This is a genomic window from Streptomyces sp. NPDC059718 (assembly GCF_042733315.1).
In the GTDB taxonomy this organism is placed as follows: Bacteria; Actinomycetota; Actinomycetes; order Streptomycetales; family Streptomycetaceae; genus Actinacidiphila.
Map to the genome: position 1 here is coordinate 339,968 of NZ_JBHWGA010000002.1, position 16,328 is coordinate 356,295.

General features: G+C 74.1%; 11 protein-coding genes, 1 pseudogene and 1 riboswitch. Of the genes and pseudogenes, 6 read left to right on the forward strand and 6 right to left on the reverse strand.

The features are described from left to right. Window positions 1-11 precede the first annotated feature (11 nt). Genes ACFV3E_RS04070 through cobG form a run of 3 tightly spaced genes read right to left on the reverse strand, consistent with a single transcriptional unit; the run spans window position 12 to window position 3,480 of the window. Complete coding sequence (locus ACFV3E_RS04070; protein ID WP_500533234.1) at window positions 12-1,508, reverse strand: precorrin-2 C(20)-methyltransferase; 1,497 nt, start codon at window positions 1,506-1,508, stop codon at window positions 12-14. Beyond that, window positions 1,505-2,137, reverse strand: coding sequence for a precorrin-8X methylmutase (locus tag ACFV3E_RS04075; protein WP_500368159.1), 633 nt, complete (start codon window positions 2,135-2,137; stop codon window positions 1,505-1,507). The genes ACFV3E_RS04070 and ACFV3E_RS04075 overlap by 4 nt, the downstream gene beginning before the upstream one ends. After that, the gene (cobG, locus tag ACFV3E_RS04080; protein WP_500533235.1) at window positions 2,134-3,480 is read right to left on the reverse strand and encodes a precorrin-3B synthase; all 1,347 of its coding nucleotides are present in this window, start codon (window positions 3,478-3,480) and stop codon (window positions 2,134-2,136) included. The genes ACFV3E_RS04075 and cobG overlap by 4 nt, the downstream gene beginning before the upstream one ends. Before the next feature lie 115 nt (window positions 3,481-3,595). Beyond that, a riboswitch (cobalamin riboswitch) is annotated at window positions 3,596-3,681 on the forward strand. 52 nt (window positions 3,682-3,733) lie between these two features. On the opposite strand from cobG, the gene cobN reads away from it, so the two are divergent. After that, window positions 3,734-7,360, forward strand: a complete 3,627-nt coding sequence (gene cobN / locus ACFV3E_RS04085; RefSeq protein WP_500533237.1) for a cobaltochelatase subunit CobN — start codon at window positions 3,734-3,736, stop codon at window positions 7,358-7,360. Window positions 7,361-7,428: 68 nt separating this feature from the next. Here the strand turns inward: cobN and ACFV3E_RS04090 are convergent, their stop codons facing one another. Together ACFV3E_RS04090 and ACFV3E_RS04095 are read right to left on the reverse strand one after the other, a co-directional pair. Beyond that, on the reverse strand, window positions 7,429-8,877 hold the full coding sequence (locus tag ACFV3E_RS04090) for an FG-GAP-like repeat-containing protein (RefSeq protein ID WP_500533239.1): 1,449 nt from the start codon (window positions 8,875-8,877) through the stop codon (window positions 7,429-7,431). Between the two features lie 253 nt (window positions 8,878-9,130). Then, window positions 9,131-9,859: a DUF4142 domain-containing protein gene (locus ACFV3E_RS04095; RefSeq protein ID WP_500533241.1), complete on the reverse strand. Its 729-nt coding sequence runs from the start codon at window positions 9,857-9,859 to the stop codon at window positions 9,131-9,133. A gap of 234 nt (window positions 9,860-10,093) precedes the next feature. On the opposite strand from ACFV3E_RS04095, the gene ACFV3E_RS04100 reads away from it, so the two are divergent. From ACFV3E_RS04100 to ACFV3E_RS04120, 5 genes and pseudogenes are all read left to right on the forward strand, one after another. After that, a complete protein-coding gene (locus ACFV3E_RS04100) occupies window positions 10,094-10,558 on the forward strand; it encodes a DUF4442 domain-containing protein (protein WP_500533243.1) in 465 nt (154 codons plus the stop codon). A gap of 115 nt (window positions 10,559-10,673) precedes the next feature. After that, window positions 10,674-12,203: a PstS family phosphate ABC transporter substrate-binding protein gene (locus tag ACFV3E_RS04105; RefSeq protein WP_500533245.1), complete on the forward strand. Its 1,530-nt coding sequence runs from the start codon at window positions 10,674-10,676 to the stop codon at window positions 12,201-12,203. 378 nt (window positions 12,204-12,581) lie between these two features. After that, window positions 12,582-13,478 (forward strand): polyphosphate kinase 2, encoded by an 897-nt coding sequence (ppk2, locus tag ACFV3E_RS04110; protein WP_500368173.1) that lies wholly within the window; start codon window positions 12,582-12,584, stop codon window positions 13,476-13,478. A 213-nt stretch (window positions 13,479-13,691) separates the two neighbouring features. Beyond that, window positions 13,692-14,042 (forward strand): annotated as a pseudogene (locus tag ACFV3E_RS04115) (cytosine permease); the annotation flags it as partial. Next, on the forward strand, window positions 14,039-14,737 hold the full coding sequence (locus tag ACFV3E_RS04120) for a cyclase family protein (protein ID WP_500533247.1): 699 nt from the start codon (window positions 14,039-14,041) through the stop codon (window positions 14,735-14,737). The pseudogene ACFV3E_RS04115 and the gene ACFV3E_RS04120, both read left to right, overlap by 4 nt. An 85-nt stretch (window positions 14,738-14,822) precedes the next feature. Here ACFV3E_RS04120 and ACFV3E_RS04125 read toward each other — a convergent pair. Further along, on the reverse strand, window positions 14,823-16,328 hold a 1,506-nt coding region (locus ACFV3E_RS04125; protein ID WP_500533249.1), incomplete at its 5' end, for an Ig-like domain repeat protein.

Here is a 16,328-nt window from a genome sequence, read left to right on the forward strand (position 1 = left end):
GGTCCCCGGCGTCAGGCCGGGTAGCGCCGCGGCGTCCACACCACCGTGCTGCCGTCGCCGCGCCGCACCGTCCTGGTCTGCGACGAGCCGACGAGCAGCACGCACCGCATGTCGACGGTCGCCGGGTCCAGGTCCTCCAGCGTCGTGACCCGTACGGCCTGCTCGGGTCCGCCGACGTCCCGCGCGACGACCACGGGCGTCCCCGGCACACGCCCCTCCCGGAGCACCTTCAGCGCGGTCTCCAGTTGCGTCCTGCGGCTGTGGGAGGCCGGGTTGTAGAGCGCGAGCACGAGGTCGGCGGCCGTGGCGGCGCGCAGCCGTTCCTCGACGACCGTCCACGGCTTGAGCCGGTCCGACAGCGACACGACCGCGTAGTCGTGACCGAGGGGCGCGCCCGCGAGCGCCGCCGCCGACTGGGCGGCGGTGATGCCGGGCACGACCCGTACGCGGACGCCGAGGTAGGGATCGGCGGAGGCGGCCTCCAGCACCGCCGTGGCCATGGCGAAGACGCCCGGGTCGCCCGAGGACACCACGGCGACCTTCCGCCCGCGCCGGGCGAGGTCGAGGGCGAACTCGGCGCGTTCGGCCTCGACGCGGTTGTCGGAGGCGTGCCGCGACTGCCCGGGGCGGACCGGGACGCGGTCCATGTAGGTGGTGTAGCCGACGAGTTCGTCCGCCCCGGCGAGCGCGGACCTCGCCTCCGGCGTCAGCCACATCGGCCCGGCCGGGCCGAGCCCGACGACCACGACCTCGCCGTCCGCCGGGGACGGGTCGGGGGCGGGCCGTTCGTCGACGCGGCTGGGCAGCACGGCGACGGCGAAGTAGGGCACCGACTCCGGGTCGACGTCGGCCAGCATCTCCCGGCGCTCGGCGTCCATCGTGGCCCGCTCGACGTAGTGCGCGTCCGCCAGCCGTCCGGCGGTCTCCAGGGCCCGGCGCACGGCGGGGAAGGTGCGGCCGAGCTTCATCACGGCCGCCGCGTCGGCCGTCGCGAGCCGGGCCGCCAGCTCCTCCTCCGGCAGCGTGCCCGGGAGGATCGTCAGGACCTCCTCGCCCTCCACCAGGGGCCGCCCGATGCGGGCGGCGGCCGCGCTGACGGAGGTGACGCCGGGGATCACCTCGGCCGGGTAGCGGTCGGCGAGCCGCTTGTGCATGTGCATGTACGAGCCGTAGAAGAGCGGGTCGCCCTCCGCGAGCACGGCGACGGTGCGCCCGGCGTCCAGGTGCGCGGCGAGCAGCTCCGCGGACTCGGCGTAGAAGTCGTCCAGCGCGCCCCGGTAGCCGCCGGGGTGGTCGGTGGTCTCCGTCGTGATGGGGTACATCAGCCGCTCCTCGATCTGCTCGGGGCGGATGTGCGCCGCGGCGATGGAGCGGGCGATGCTGCGGCCGTGCCGGGCGCAGTGGTACGCGATGACGTCGGCGGAGCGGATGACCTCCACGGCCCGCACGGTCATCAGGGAGGGGTCGCCCGGGCCGAGGCCCACTCCGTAGAGACGGCCGGTGGTCATAGGATTTCGCTTTCCGTCGCAAGGGCGTTGAGGGCGGCGGCCGCCAGGGCGCTGCCGCCGCGCCGTCCCCGCACCACCAGGTGCTCCAGGCGTGAGGGGTGCGCGGCCAGGGCGTCCTTGGACTCGGCGGCGCCGACGAAGCCGACGGGCACGCCGATGACCGCCGCGGGGCGGGGTGCGCCCGCCTCGATCATCTCCAGCAGCCGGAACAGGGAGGTCGGGGCGTTGCCGACGGCGACGACGGCGCCCTCCAGCCGGTCCCGCCACAGTTCCATCGCGGCGGCGCTGCGCGTGGTGCCGAGTTCGGCGGCGAGCGCCGGGACGGCGGGGTCGGAGAGGGTGCAGACCACCTCGTTGTCCGCGGGCAGCCGCTTGCGGGTCACGCCGCTGGCGACCATCTGCACGTCGCAGAGGATCGGTGCCCCGGCGCGCAGCGCGGCGCGCGCGTCCGCGACCACCGAGGGGCTGTAGGCCAGGTCCCGTACGAGGTCGGTCATGCCGCAGGCGTGGATCATGCGGACGGCGACCTGCGCCACGTCCGGTGGCAGGCCGTCGAGTTCCGCCTCGGCGCGGATGATGGCAAAGGACTGACGGTAGATCTCCGGTCCGTCCTTCTCGTACGCGATCACGTCGTCCTCGGGGGTGGTGGGGTGCTGGTGCGGCGGGCGGTGTGCAGGGCGGCGGGCAGGTCCGCGGTGACGTCGGCGGGTTCGGCGGGGACGGCGCCGGCCACGGCGACGCGGTAGCGGCCGTCGGCGCCGGCGACCACGTCGACCCACGAGCCGTCCGGGTGGCCGCAGCGGCGTTCGCAGCCGGAGAAGTGCGCGGGCAGCAGGCGGTGTCCCGGTTCGGGGGCGGCGTCGCGCAGCGCGGCCCCGGCGTCGGCGCGCACGTCCGCCAGCGACTTGGCGCACCCGGGCCGCCCGGCGCAGGCGGTCACCCCGCGCCACGGGGAGTCCTCGCCGGTCAGGAACCCGGCCGCGGCCAGGCGCTCCAGCGCCTCGGGGGCCGCGTCCGCCGGGAGGCCCGGGAGGACGACGCCGCGCCAGGGTGTGACCCGCAACTCGCCTTCGCCGGAACGTGCCGTCTCCGCGAGGAGGCGCCAGGCCCCGGTCGTGAGCCGCCCGAGGCGCACGCCCACGGACAGCGCGCAGGTGGTTCCGTCCGGGTGCGGGACGAGACCGAGCCGGGGCGGGCCGCCCGCGGTGGCGTCCGAGGGGCCCGCGGGAGGGGCGTCCGCCGCGTGCAGCAGCACGGCGAGGGCGGCGCCGTCCGGGTCGATGTCGGTGACGCGCCAGGCACGGGCGCCGCGTTCGGCGGCGAGGGTGAGGAAGGTCTCCGCGGCGCGCACCGCCCAGCGCGGCGCGTCGCCGGCCGGTACCCGGGCGACGGGCCGTCCGGCGATGCGGAGTTCGGCCGTGGCGGTGCCGGACCGCGCGATCAATGTCACATCGGCGCCGAGCGCGGCGGTGTCACCGCGGCCGTCGTCGAGGGCGAAGAGGAAGCGGCCGGAGAGTCCCGCGGCGGCCGGTGAGGCGCACAGCAGGGCGTCCAACTCGCGTATCCAGCCCCGCAGGTCGCCGTGGCCGCGGCCGTCGAGCCCGGCGAGCGGCGAGGCGACGACGTTGCGGGCCCGTTCGTGGGCCCCCGAGGGCAGCAGTCCCGCCGCACCGAGCAGCGCCGCCAATTCCGTCCCCGCGCCGGGGTCGCGCAGTCCGCGCACCTGCAGGTTCCCGCGGGAGGTGAGGTCGATGCGGCCGTCGCCGAGGCGGTCCGCGGCGGCCGCCGGCGCGTCCGCCTGACGTGTCGTCAGCAGGCCGCCGGGGATGCGGATCCGGGCCAGCGCACCGTCGTCGGCGGCGTGCAGCCGCAGCGCGCCGGGGCAGGCGTCGTCGCGTCCGCGCCCCGCCGTCGCTGCGGCGAAGGCGCCGCTCACGGGGGGATCGGAGGGCGACGGCATGGCCGCGAGCATACCCGCGGGGTACTCGGGGACGTACGGGCCGCGGGGCCCGTGCGAGCGGCCCAGCGCTTACTATGCTGCGCGGGCAGGTCACCCAGCCGCGCCCACGCCATCGACGGCATCAGCGGAGGAAACCGGTGCGATTCCGGTGCGGTCCCGCCACTGTCACCGGGGGCCGGCGTGCGAACGCCGGGCCCCGGGAGCCAGGAACTCCCGCCGTCCTCCACCGGCCCGGGGCGCGGACCCCGAGGAAGGCACGCCTGACGTGATCCTGCTGCTGTCGACCTCCGACACCGACCTGCTCAGCGCCCGCGCCGCGAACGCCGCCGGCGGTGCCGTCCCGTTCCGCTTCGCCAACCCCGCCCGGCTGGGGCAGGAGGACCTGCCCGGCCTCCTCGACGGCGCCGACCTGGTCGTCGTACGGCTCCTCGGCGGACGCCGCGCCTGGGAGGAGGGCCTGGACGCGCTGCTCGCGGGGCCCCGGCCGGTGGTCGTGCTCACCGGTGAACAGGCCCCGGACGCACAGCTGATGGAGCTGTCCACCGTGCCCGTCGGCATCGCGGCCGAGGCCCACGCGTACCTCGCGCACGGCGGCCCGGCCAACCTGGAGCAGCTGGCCCGCTTCCTGTCCGACACCGTGCTGCTCACCGGCCACGGCTTCGAACCCCCCGCCTCCGCCCCCTCCTGGGGCAGGCTGGAGCGCGCCGCAACCGTCACCGACGGCCCGCTGGTCGCCGTCCTCTACTACCGGGCCCACCACATGAGCGGCAACACCGCCTTCGTGGAGGTCCTCTGCACCGCGATCGAGCAGGCCGGCGCCCGGGCGCTCCCGCTGTACGTGGCCTCGTTGCGCGCGCCCGAGCCCGAACTGCTCGACGCCCTGCACGGTGTGGACGCCGTCGTCACCACCGTGCTCGCGGCCGGCGGCACCCGCCCGGCCGACGCCTCCGCGGGCGGCGACGAGGAGGCCTGGGACGCGGGTGCGCTCGCCTCGCTGGACGTGCCGGTGCTGCAGGCGCTCTGCCTGACCTCCTCCCGTGAGACGTGGGAGGGCAGCGACGAGGGCCTGTCCCCGATGGACGCCGCGACGCAGGTCGCCGTCCCCGAGTTCGACGGCCGGCTGATCACCGTCCCGTTCTCCTTCAAGGAGGTCGACGAGGACGGCCTGCCGGTCTACGCCGCCGACGCCGAGCGCGCCGCCCGCGTCGCGGGGATCGCCGTCCGCCACGCACGGCTCCGGCACGTCCCGGTCGCGGAGCGCCGTCTGGCGCTCGTGCTGTCCGCGTACCCGACCAAGCACTCCCGCATCGGCAACGCGGTGGGCCTCGACACCCCTGCCAGCGCGGTCGCGCTGCTGCGCCGGCTGCGCGCCGAGGGCTGGGACTTCGGGCCCGGGCAGGAGATCCCGGGCCTGGTCTCCGGTGACGGCGACGAGCTGATCCGGGCCCTGATCGACGCGGGCGGCCACGACCAGGAGTGGCTGACCGAGGAGCAGCTGGCCGCCAACCCGGTGCGCATCCCGGCCGCCGACTACCGCCGCTGGTTCGCCGCGCTGCCGCGGGAGCTGCGGGACGCGGTCACGGAGCACTGGGGCCCGCCGCCCGGCACGATGTTCGTCGACACCAGCGCCAATCCCGAGGGCGACATCGTGCTGGCCGCGCTGCGCCGCGGCAATCTGCTGATCCTCATCCAGCCGCCGCGCGGCTTCGGCGAGAACCCGATCGCGATCTACCACGACCCGGACCTGCCGCCCTCCCACCACTACCTCGCCGCGTACCGCTGGATCGCCACCGCGCAGGCCGACGGCGGCTTCGGCGCCGACGCGATGATCCACCTGGGCAAGCACGGCAACCTGGAGTGGCTGCCCGGCAAGAACGCGGCCCTGTCCGCCGCCTGCGGTCCCGACGCGGCCCTCGGGGACCTGCCGCTGATCTACCCGTTCCTCGTCAACGACCCCGGCGAGGGCACCCAGGCCAAGCGCCGCGCGCACGCCACCCTCGTCGACCACCTGGTCCCGCCGATGGCCCGCGCGGACTCCTACGGCGACATCGCCCGTCTGGAGCAACTGCTCGACGAGCACGCCGCGATCGCCTCCATGGACCCGGCCAAGCTGCCCGCCGTCCGCGCCCAGATCTGGACGCTGATCCAGGCCGCCAAGCTCGACCACGACCTGGGCCTGGAGGACCGGCCGCACGACGCCGAGTTCGACGACTTCCTGCTCCACGTCGACGGCTGGCTCTGCGAGATCAAGGACGCCCAGATCCGCGACGGCCTGCACGTGCTGGGCCAGGCCCCCAGCGGAGCCGGGCGGGTCAACCTGGTGCTGGCCATCCTGCGCGCCCGGCAGATCTGGGGCGGTACGGCCGCGCTGCCGGGGCTGCGGGAGGCCCTGGGCCTGGACGAGTCCGCGGCCACCCGCGTGACCGCGGACGCGGCCGAGGAGCAGGCCCGCGCCCTGGTGCAGGCCATGGAGGACGCGGACTGGGCGCCGGAGGCCGTCGCCGAGGTCGCGGGGGGCCTGCCCGAGGACGTCGCCCGCGTGCTGGACTTCGCCGCCCGGCAGGTCGTGCCGCGGCTGGCCCGTACGACGGACGAGACCGAGGCCGTCGTGCACGCCCTGAACGGCGGCTTCGTGCCCGCAGGCCCGTCCGGCTCGCCGCTGCGCGGCCTGGTCAACGTGCTGCCGACCGGCCGCAACTTCTACTCCGTCGACCCCAAGGCCGTGCCCAGCAGGCTCGCCTGGGAGACCGGCCAGGCCCTCGCGGACTCCCTCCTGGCCCGGTACCGGGAGGACAACGACGGCACCTGGCCGCAGTCGGTGGGCCTGTCGCTGTGGGGCACCAGCGCGATGCGCACCGCGGGCGACGACGTCGCCGAGGCGCTGGCGCTGCTCGGCGTGCGGCCGGTGTGGGACGACGCGTCCCGCCGCGTCACCGGCGTCGAGGCCGTTCCCGCGAAGGAGCTGGGCCGCCCGCGCGTCGACGTCACCCTGCGCATCAGCGGTTTCTTCCGGGACGCGTTCCCGCACGTCGTGGGCCTGCTGGACGACGCGGTGCGGCTGGCCGCGGGCCTGGACGAGCCGGACGAGGTCAACTTCGTGCGCGCCCACACCCGCGCCGACCTCGCCGCGCACGGCGACGAACGGCGCGCGACCACCCGCATCTTCGGCTCCCGGCCGGGGACGTACGGGGCGGGTCTGCTGCAGCTGATCGACAGCCGCGACTGGCGCAGCGACGCCGACCTCGCCGAGGTCTACACGGTCTGGGGCGGCTACGCCTACGGGCGCGGCCTGGACGGGCGCCCGGCCCGCGAGGAGATGGAGACCGCCTACCGGCGGATCGCGGTGGCCGCGAAGAACACCGACACCCGCGAGCACGACATCGCCGACTCCGACGACTACTACCAGTACCACGGCGGCATGGTCGCCACCGTCCGCGCGCTGACCGGCCGTTCCCCCGAGGCGTACATCGGCGACTCCACCCGCCCGGAGACGGTGCGCACCCGTTCCCTGGCCGAGGAGACCTCCCGGGTCTTCCGCGCCCGGGTCGTCAACCCCCGCTGGATCGAGGCGATGCGGCGGCACGGCTACAAGGGCGCCTTCGAACTGGCCGCCACCGTGGACTACCTCTTCGGCTACGACGCCACGACCGGTGTCGTCGCCGACTGGATGTACGACAAGCTCGCCCGCACCTACGTCCTGGACCCGGAGAACCGCGCCTTCCTCCAGGAGGCCAACCCCTGGGCGCTGCACGGCATGGCGGAGCGGCTGCTGGAGGCGGAGGCGCGCGGCATGTGGGCCGAGCCGGACGCGGAGGTCGTCGAGCAGTTGCGGCAGGCCTTCCTGGAGACCGAGGGCGACCTGGAGGGCGGGTCCCGGGCCGACACGGCCTGAGGGCCCCGGACACGCCTCGGGCCCGCCTCCCGGAGGGGACGGCGGGCCCAGGGCGCCGTGGACGGGTCTCAGTTGGCGAAGTTCGCGCCCACTCGGGGAGAGCCGGTCAGGGAGACGCCGAGCGTGCCGGAGAAGGCCTTGGCGCCGGTCGTGGCGATCTTCGAGCCGTTGGAGAGCAGCACGGTGACGTTGCCGTCGCCACCGTTCTCCCCGATGGCGTCGACGGTCAGGTCGGCCTTGCCGTCACCGTTGACGTCGTCGAGGTGGACCTCGGTGCCGAAGCCGTCGTAGTTCTCGTTGCCGCCCGGGACTCCGGCGGTGTCCTGGGAGAAGAGCTGGGTGCCGCTGGTGGTGTTGAGGCCGTTGGGCGAGCCGTAGAGGACGGTGACGGTGCCGGCGTCCTTGTACACGCCGAGGTCCTCGCCCGGGGCGCCCACCGCCAGGTCCTGGAAGCCGTCGCCGTTGACGTCGCCGAGGTGCAGCTCCAGGCCGAAGCTGTCGCCGGTCTCCGAGCCGCCCGGCACGTTCCCCGTCTCCTGGCTGATGGAGGTGGCGCTGCCCGGGCCCGAGGCGTTGCCGTAGATGATCCGGACCTTGCCGCCCTTGACCGATCCGGGGACGCCGGAGGTGGCGTCCCAGTCGACGCCGATCACGATGTCGCCGTAGGAGTCGCCGTTGACGTCGCCGATCGCGGTGATGACGCCCGCCTGGAGCTTCACCGCGGCCGAGGCGACGAGACCGGACGCGGAGCCCGGGACGTAGTAGTTCGCGTTCCAGCCGTTCGCGCTGGTGGTCTCGTAACCGTCGACGACGAGATCGACCCTGCCGTCGCCGTTGACCTCGCCCGCGGTGAGGTTGAGCGGGCCGGCGTCGCTGCCCGACTGGATCGGGGCCTTGACCGTGTAGCGGCCTCCGTAACCGCTGCTGGTGATGCCGCCCTTGTACACGTAGACGCTGCTCGAGGACGAGCCGATGGCCAGGTCGTCCTTGCCGTCGCCGTCGAAGTCGCCGGCGGCGAGCGCCTTGCCCCAGCGGTGGCCCTTGGCGGGGGCGGGGTCGGCGATGTTGGTGCCGCCGGTCAGGCCGCCGGCCGAGCCCCAGAGGACGGTGACGGTGCCGCTGTCGGCGCCGGCGGTGAGGTCCTCGCGGGAGGAGCCGACGGCGAGGTCGGTGTAACCGTCCGCGTTGAAGTCGCCGGCGGCGCTCGTCCAGCCGAAGGCGTCCCCGGTCTCGGCGCCGCCGGGCACGCCGGCGGTGTCCTGGCTGACGGTCTTGCGGTGGGTCGCGGAGAGGCCGGAGGCCGAGCCGTACATGGCGACGATCTGGCCGGCGCCCTTCTTGCCGTTGACGTAGGCGTCTCCGGCGGAGAAGGCGACGTCGGCGTAGCCGTCGCCGTTGAAGTCGGCCTTGTGGCCGGTGCCGGTCGCGGAGGCGGTGCCCGTGGACATCGCCAGCAGGCCGCCGGTGAGGGCGGCCGCGGCGGTGGCCGCGAGGGTGATGCGTATGCGCTGGTGCATGCGGCTGTATCTCCTGTGCATGCGGGGGCACCTGGGGGGCGCCCACGGTCTGTGGTGTGCTGCGCGCCCTGTTCCCCCGGTGTTCACCGGGGCGCAGTGTCGCGTTGGCGTATCCCAGACTCGCGGCGGCACGGGGAGGTTGCGGGGGAGCGGGAAGTTTCTCGTGTGACTTTCGAGATGCGAGATGCGCGGTGCGAGATGCGCGGTGCGAGATGCGCGGTGCGCGGTGCGCCCGAGGGCCGCGGTGATGGCGTCACCCGATGGTCGGCGCCGCCGAGGGCGAGGGCGGCGCGGCCGAGGGGTTGACGACGAGCGTCGGCTCGCCCGGGACGGGTGTCGGCGCGATCAGGTCCTTGGGGTCCGTGGTCGGACTGGCGGTGGTCTGCGCGACGATCGTCGGGAAGTCCACCAGCCCGGTCCGCTCCATGACGGTGATGTGGTCCAGCACGGTGTCGTTGGCCTGGTCGGCCAGCTGCCGCACGAGGCTGTTCATGGTCGTGGAGCGGACCTTGGCGATCGTGTTGAAGATCTGGCCGTGGGTCAGCCGCAGGATGTTGGCGAGCTTGCTGTCGAAGTCGCCCCCGGAGGCGGAGGACAGGGTGCCGAGGAAGCCCATCTGCTGCGGGGTGGGCTGGTTGGGCAGCGGTATGCCGAGCTGCGCGGCCACCGTGCGGTCGGCGCTGTCCAGTGCGGTGTGCCCGTCGATGAGGTGCCGCCCGGCGGTCTTGACCGCCTGCGTGGTGCCCTTCTGCTCCGCCATCTGCCCGGCGGGGAACTCCCACAGCCCGGCGAGCCGCACCTTGACGACGAATTCCCGGTCGAGGGGGGTCAGCGGCCCGTACGGGGTGGTCACCGCCTGCACCTCGGGGGAGGACGCCGCGACGTTCGCCCCGGACATCGCCGGGTACACGAGCGCGGCGATCGTGCACACCAGCGCTCCGGCGACCAGGGCGGTCCCCGCCGTGAACCGGTTGGCCTTCATGGCGCCTCCTGGGTCGGGATTCGTACGCGGTTCCGGACGGTAGGGCCCGTCGCGGCGCGGTGGTACTCCTGCGCGATTTCCCTGAGCGCGGGCGGTGGCTGTTGGTACGGTGCAAACTTTCGCCTGTGCAACGGAAAGTGCCCGGGGCGGCGCGGGGCATGTCTCCCCCCGGTCTTGGGCGGGGCGACGGTTCCCCGTAACGCGGACGTCGGCCGGGGGCGCGAGCCTGGGCCCATGGACGCCACCGCGCTGGCACGTTCCCTGCTGGAACCGGTACCGGCCCACCGGACCGCGGGGATCCAGGTGCTGCGGGCCGGGGACTGCGCCGCCGAGGTGGCGCTGGACACCCCGCACGGGCTGACCAACGTGATCGGCAGCCTGCACTCCAGCGGGCTGATCGCCCTGCTCGACGCGGCGGGCCTGGCCGCGGTGATCGCCGCGGTCGAGGCCCCCGGGGAGTTCGACGGCGTGGTGCCGCTCGGGGCCGCCGCGACGGTGGAGTTCCTGGCCCCGGCACGCGGCCGGCTGGTGGCCTCCTGCGCGCTGGGCGAGTCCGCGCGGCGCACGCTGCGGGGTGTGCTGTCCGGGGACGGCGACCGGGCACGGCTGGCGACGGTCGCGGAGATCAGGGACGCGACGGACACCGTGGTGTGCCGCGGGGGCTTCGACTGGAGCGTCCGCCGGGTCCGCCGCGCCTGACCGGGAAACGCCCGGCGAACATCTGACGGCAGGACAGGGAAGACGCCGCCGGGGCCCCGGCGGCGCCGTACGGTGACCGCACTGCAGGAGAGATCACCGGGGAGCGGGGCGAGAGGTGGGCGACTGGCTGAGCGCCGACAACGTGGTGGCGGTGCTGACCGCGCTGCTCGGTCTGGTGGTCTCCGTCGGCGTGGTCTGGTACGAGCGCCGCGTCCCGCGCCGGCGGCGCATCGGCTACCGCGTCCAGATGGACACCCCCATCGGCAGCGACGACTCCGACGGCGGGGGCGGCGGCCGCAGCGTACGGCTCGGGCTCTTCAACGACCTCCCCGACATGTCGGACGCCACGCTCGTCCTGATCCGGGTCGAGAACGACGGCGGCGAGGCCGTCACCGACACCGACTACACCAACCGCGACCCGGACCGCGCGCTCACCGTCGTCTTCGCGGGCCGCACGGTGCGGGGCGTGGCCGTCACCGAGGCCGACGCCGGGCCGCTGATGGACCACTTCGCCCCCGCGGGGGACACCGGCGGCGTACGGCACCAGGGCAACGTGATCCACCTGCCCCGGGTCCCCCTCAACCGGGGCCAGCACTTCAAGCTGCTCGTGCTGCTCACCGGCGGCCACGTCGGCGGCGGCGTCCGGGTCACCGGCGGCGTCCGCGACGGCGTGGTGGTCCCCAACAAGGCCATGCCGGTGGACGCCAAACCGCCGCTGTTCAGCCGGGCCGCCCGGTGGATCACCATCCTGCTCACCCTCTGCGTGACCGTCCTGGCCTGCATCATCGTCGTCCGCGAGGACCCGCCGCCGCCCATCGGCTGCGCCGCCGGACGGCTCACCGTCACCGGCTCCACGGCCTTCGCCCCGGTCATGGACGAACTCGCCCGCCGCTACGCCGAGGACTGCCCCGACGCGAGGATCACGGTCGACGCGCACGGCAGCAACGAGGGCGTCCGTGAACTCGCCGACACCGGGGCCTCCGGCGTCGTCGCCCTCTCCGACGGCCCCAAGCCGGACGGCGAGCCGCGCCTGGAGGAGAACCGCGTCGCCGTCTCCGCCTTCGCGCTGGTCGTCAACGACGACGTCCCGGTCCGGGACCTGACCGTCGAGCAGATACGTCGCGTGTACAGCGGGTCCGTCGTCAACTGGAGCCAACTGGGCGGCCCCGACCTGCCCGTCCTCCTCGTCAGCCGCAACGCCGACTCCGGCACCCGCGACCTGTTCCGCCGCCACATCCTCGGCGGCCACGGCGAGCCCGCCTTCACCTCGCGCGACTGCCGCACCCGCAACTCCCCCGAGGACAAGGCCATCCGCTGCGAGCTGGACAGCACGGAACAGGTCCTCAAGACCGTCGCCCGCCTCCCCGGCGCCATCGGCTACAGCGAACTGCGCGCCGCCACGGCCTCCCAGGGCCTGCACACCCTGAGCATCAACGGCCGCACCCCCACCCCGGCCGCCATCGGTGACAGCAGCTACCCCTTCACGGAGATCGAGTACGCCTACACCTACGGCCGCCCCGCCACGGGCTCGCTCGCCGCGAGCTTCCTCACCTACATGATCCGCGGCGCCGGCCAGGACGTCGTCAAGTCCCACGGCCACCTCCCCTGCTACAGCCCCGAAGGCCTGGAACGCTGCCGCCGCTGACCCCCCGCACCCCCCGGCTCACCCGCCCGCCCGGCCACCCCGTCTGCGCACCCACGACCGGACGCCGTGCCGTGCGCCCGCGCCGAGGACGAGCGCGACGAGGGCCGAGACGGGGGTGTTACCCACGGCCGTGGCATGGGCCTGCTGTGGGCCCGACCGGGCGAGCACGCAGGCCGCCGTCGAGGAGGTCGGGGCCGTGGTTGTGGCCGGGGCGCCGCTTCACTCCCATCGTGTGATCTTGAAGCACGCCGGGGCACGGGAGATGGACCGGTGTACGTCATGTGGGGTTCGCCGGGGCGTGGGGCGGGGTGGCGGGGGGCAGGGTTACGGTGGGAAAGGCGTACGCCCGTTCCCGCGGACCCGGAGGTGAGAGGCGGCATGACGACGCTCCCGCACCCCGCGGACCTGGATCTGCTCGCCGGGATGCAGGTCGACTACACCGACCAGGACGACCCCGTGCTGATCCGGCCGGACGGCAGCCCGGTCGAGACGTGGCGCGAGAACTACCCGTACTCCTTCCGCATGGAGCGCAAGGAGTACGAGTGGCACAAGCGGCTGCAGCAGATAGAGCTGCTGAAGCTGCAGAGCTGGATCAAGGAGACCGGCCGGCGGCTGGTGATCGTCTTCGAGGGGCGCGACGCGGCCGGCAAGGGCGGGACGATCAAGCGGTTCACCGAGCACCTGAACCCGCGCGGGGCGCGGGTGGTGGCGCTGGAGAAGCCGACCGAGCGTGAGCGCGGGCAGTGGTACTTCCAGCGGTACGTGGAGCACCTGCCGACCGCGGGGGAGATCGTGCTCTTCGACCGGTCCTGGTACAACCGGGCCGGCGTGGAGCGGGTCATGGGCTTCTGCACGGAGGACGAGTACCAGCGGTTCATGCGGCAGGCACCCGCTTTCGAGCGGATGCTCGTGGACGACGGCATCGACCTGGTGAAGTTCTGGTTCTCCGTGTCGCGCGACGAGCAGCGGACCCGCTTCACGATCCGCCAGGTCGACCCGGTGCGGCAGTGGAAGCTCAGCCCGATGGACCTGGCCTCCCTGGACCGGTGGGACGACTACACCGAGGCCAAGGTCACGATGTTCCGGGAGACCGACACCGAGCAGGCGCCCTGGACGGTGGTGAAGAGCAACGACAAGAAGCGGGCCCGCGTGGAGGCGATGCGCACCGTGCTGGGCCGCTTCGACTACGGCGACAAGGACGAGGAGGTCGTGGGCGTGCCCGACCCGAGGATCGTCGGTGCCGCCGCGAACCTGCTCGAGGCCGGCGAGGCCTGAGCCTTCGCCCCGCGCGGGCGTGGTGGATGATCCGTCCATTCCCGGCTCCTGATCGGGACGGATCATCCTCTGGTGGCGGCCCGCGCGCCGGGACTACCGTCCACATCCAGCCCTGGACCTGGGGTGATCCCTGCGCCCGCCCACCCCCGCGGTCGTGCTCCCACCCCCGTACGCCCCCGCGCGACCCCAGGAGCCCGCTTTGGCCGACATCCCCACCGCCGCCAGCGCGGCGGCCGGTACTGGTTCGCCCACGGCTGGAACTGGCGCGGCATGACCGCGTGGTGGGTCTCCGCCGCGCTCGGCGTCGTCTTCACCAACATCCCCGGCCAGTTCGTCGGCCCGCTGGGCGACCTCGCGGGCGGTGTCGACATCAGCCTGCCGCTCTCCCTGGTCACCGCCGCGGTGCTCTACCTCGGCCTGCTGGCGGCGTTCCCCGAGCCGCGCGGCGCGTACGGGCCCGAGGGCGCCCGGCTGGTCCGCACCGCCGACACCCCCGTGCCGCCGATCACCGGGCCGGGTGCGGACGACGCGGACCGGGCCGCCCTCGCCGGAGCGGAGGCATGAGCGTGGCCGCCGGTGGCCCGGGGTGGGTGGACCTGTCCGTGCCCGTGGTGACCGGCATGCCGGTGTACCCCGGCGACCCCGAGGTCGAGGTCGCTCCCGCCCTCCGGGCCGCCGAGGACGGGGTGAACGTGCTGCGGCTGCACCTGGGCTCCCAGTCCGGCACGCACGTCGACGCCCCCTTCCACGTGGACGACGCCTGGCCCGCCCTGGACGAGCTGCCGCTGGACCGCTTCGCGGGACCGGCCGTCGCCGCCGACGTGCGGGGTCTCGCCCCGCGGGCGGCCATCACGCCCGGGGCGCTGGCCCCCGTGCTGGCGGCGGCCCGCCCCGGCTCGGTGCTGCTGCTGGCCACCGGCTGGTCCGCCCACTGGGGCACCGACCGCTACGCGGCCCACCCCTGGCTCACCCCGGAGGCGGCGCGGGCGGTGGTGGACGCCGGGATCCGCACGGTGGCCGTCGACGCCCTCAGCGTCGACCCGACGCCCGATCCAGGCGACCCGGACCCGGATTACTCCCTCCCCGCCCACCGCGTGCTGTGCGGGGCGGGCGGGGTCATCGCGGAGAACCTCACCAACCTGGCCCCGGTCCTGGCCGCCCTGGCCGAGGGCCGCGCGGTCGACGTCGCCCTCTTCCCCCTCCGGCTCCTCGCCGCGGACGGCGCCCCGGTCCGCGCCGTCGCCCGCGTCCACGGCTGACCCGCGACGCGGGCGAGGCCGCCCCGGAGGTTCCGGGGCGGCCTCGCCCGTGTGCGTCGTGCCCGTGTGCGTCCGCCGGACGGCGTCACTTGGTGAAGTACAGGTACTTCCACGAGCCGTAGGTGGTGGCGTTCAGGCTGTCGCCCGAGCTGCCCTTGATGTACGAGGAGCGCATGCGGGCCCGGATCCCGGCCTCGCCCGGGGCCCCCAGCTGCACGCGGCACTTGCCGTCGGTCCCCAGCTGGAAGTACTCGGTGCCCGCGGAGTACCAGCGGCCCTGGTAGTAGACCTGCAGCTCGAACCGCTGCGAACGGCCCGCGTGGTAGGTCATCGACGTCGTGAGCAGCGGGTCGGTGTTCTTGTGGAACCAGTAGTACGTGGTCGAGCCGATCTTCCCCGTCTTGTAGTGCCGGGAGACGGACGTGGAGACCTTGACCTGCGTGCCGATCGAACGGGACACCGACTTCGGCGCGTAGGAGAAGTCACCGCCGAACGAAGCCCAGAACGTGGTGTTCCGGGTGACCTTGTAGGTGACCTTGAAGTCGCCGGAGGAGTTGACCGTGCCGGTCTTCACCAGCTTCTTCGTGCCGTCCGACGCCTTGGCGTAGATCGACAGCACACGGCTCTTGCCGGTCTTCCCGAGGTGACCGGTGACGGTGGCGGTCGAACCGTAGGAGTAGGTCGAGTGGTTGGTCTTGACGCTGACCGAGGTGGCCGCTCGGGAGACCGCGACGCTGTCCTTGCCCAGGGCGGCCACGTGCGTGGCGTCGCCCGCGTAGTGCACGGAGTAGGTGACGGTGCCGCCGGTGTACGGGGTGTCCGTGAAGCTGAACGTGCCGTTCGACGCGACCGTCTTGGTGCCGAGCGACTTGCCCTTCGGGGTGGTGAGGTCGGTCCGGGTCACCGTGACCTTGGTACCGGCCGGGAAGGGCGCGGAGGCCGTGAGCTTGCCGCTGACCGTGATCTTCGTGGCCCGCTTGGCCGACGTGGGGGCGTTCACGGTGAGGGTGGTCGCCGCCCGCGTGACGTTGACGGTGTCCTTGGCCGTGGCGGCGGCGTGGGTGGCGTCGCCCGCGTAGGTGACCGTGTAGGTGTTGTTGCCCTGCGCGGCCGGGGTGTCCTTGATCTGGAAGGTGCCGTCGCCCGCGACGGTCGCGTTGGCCAGCGGGGTACCGGTCGTGCTGCGGCTGTCGGTACGGGTGACGGTGACCTGGGTGCCGGCCGTGAAGGGTTCGGTGGAGCCGAGGGTGCCGGTGACCGTGACCACGGCGCCGGGCAGCGCCGAGGTGGGGGCGTTGACGGTGAGGGTGGTCGCGGCCACGTTGACGTTGACGGTGGCCGCGGCGGTGGCGGCGGCGTGGGTGGCGTCGCCCGCGTAGGTGACCGTGTAGGTGTTGTCGCCCTGGGCGGCCGGGGTGTCCTTGATCTGGAAGGTGCCGTCCTCGGCGACCGTCGCGTTGCCGAGCGGGGTGCCGGTCGTGTCGGTGGCGTCCGTGCGGGTGACGGTGACCTGGGTGCCGGCCGTGAAGGGTTCGGTGGAGCCGAGGGTGCCGGTGACCGTGATCTCGGCGCCGGGCAGCGCCGAGGTGGG

Excerpts from the sequence above, each read along its gene's own strand:
- ACFV3E_RS04070 (WP_500533234.1), bottom strand. The coding sequence starts at position 1,508 with ATGACCACCGGCCGTCTCTACGGAGTGGGCCTCGGCCCGGGCGACCCC.
- cobG (WP_500533235.1), bottom strand. The coding sequence starts at position 3,480 with ATGCTCGCGGCCATGCCGTCGCCCTCCGATCCCCCCGTGAGCGGCGCC.
- ACFV3E_RS04090 (WP_500533239.1), bottom strand. The coding sequence starts at position 8,877 with ATGCACCAGCGCATACGCATCACCCTCGCGGCCACCGCCGCGGCCGCC.
- ACFV3E_RS04095 (WP_500533241.1), bottom strand. The coding sequence starts at position 9,859 with ATGAAGGCCAACCGGTTCACGGCGGGGACCGCCCTGGTCGCCGGAGCG.
- ACFV3E_RS04100 (WP_500533243.1), top strand. The coding sequence starts at position 10,094 with ATGGACGCCACCGCGCTGGCACGTTCCCTGCTGGAACCGGTACCGGCC.
- ppk2 (WP_500368173.1), top strand. The coding sequence starts at position 12,582 with ATGACGACGCTCCCGCACCCCGCGGACCTGGATCTGCTCGCCGGGATG.
- ACFV3E_RS04120 (WP_500533247.1), top strand. The coding sequence starts at position 14,039 with ATGAGCGTGGCCGCCGGTGGCCCGGGGTGGGTGGACCTGTCCGTGCCC.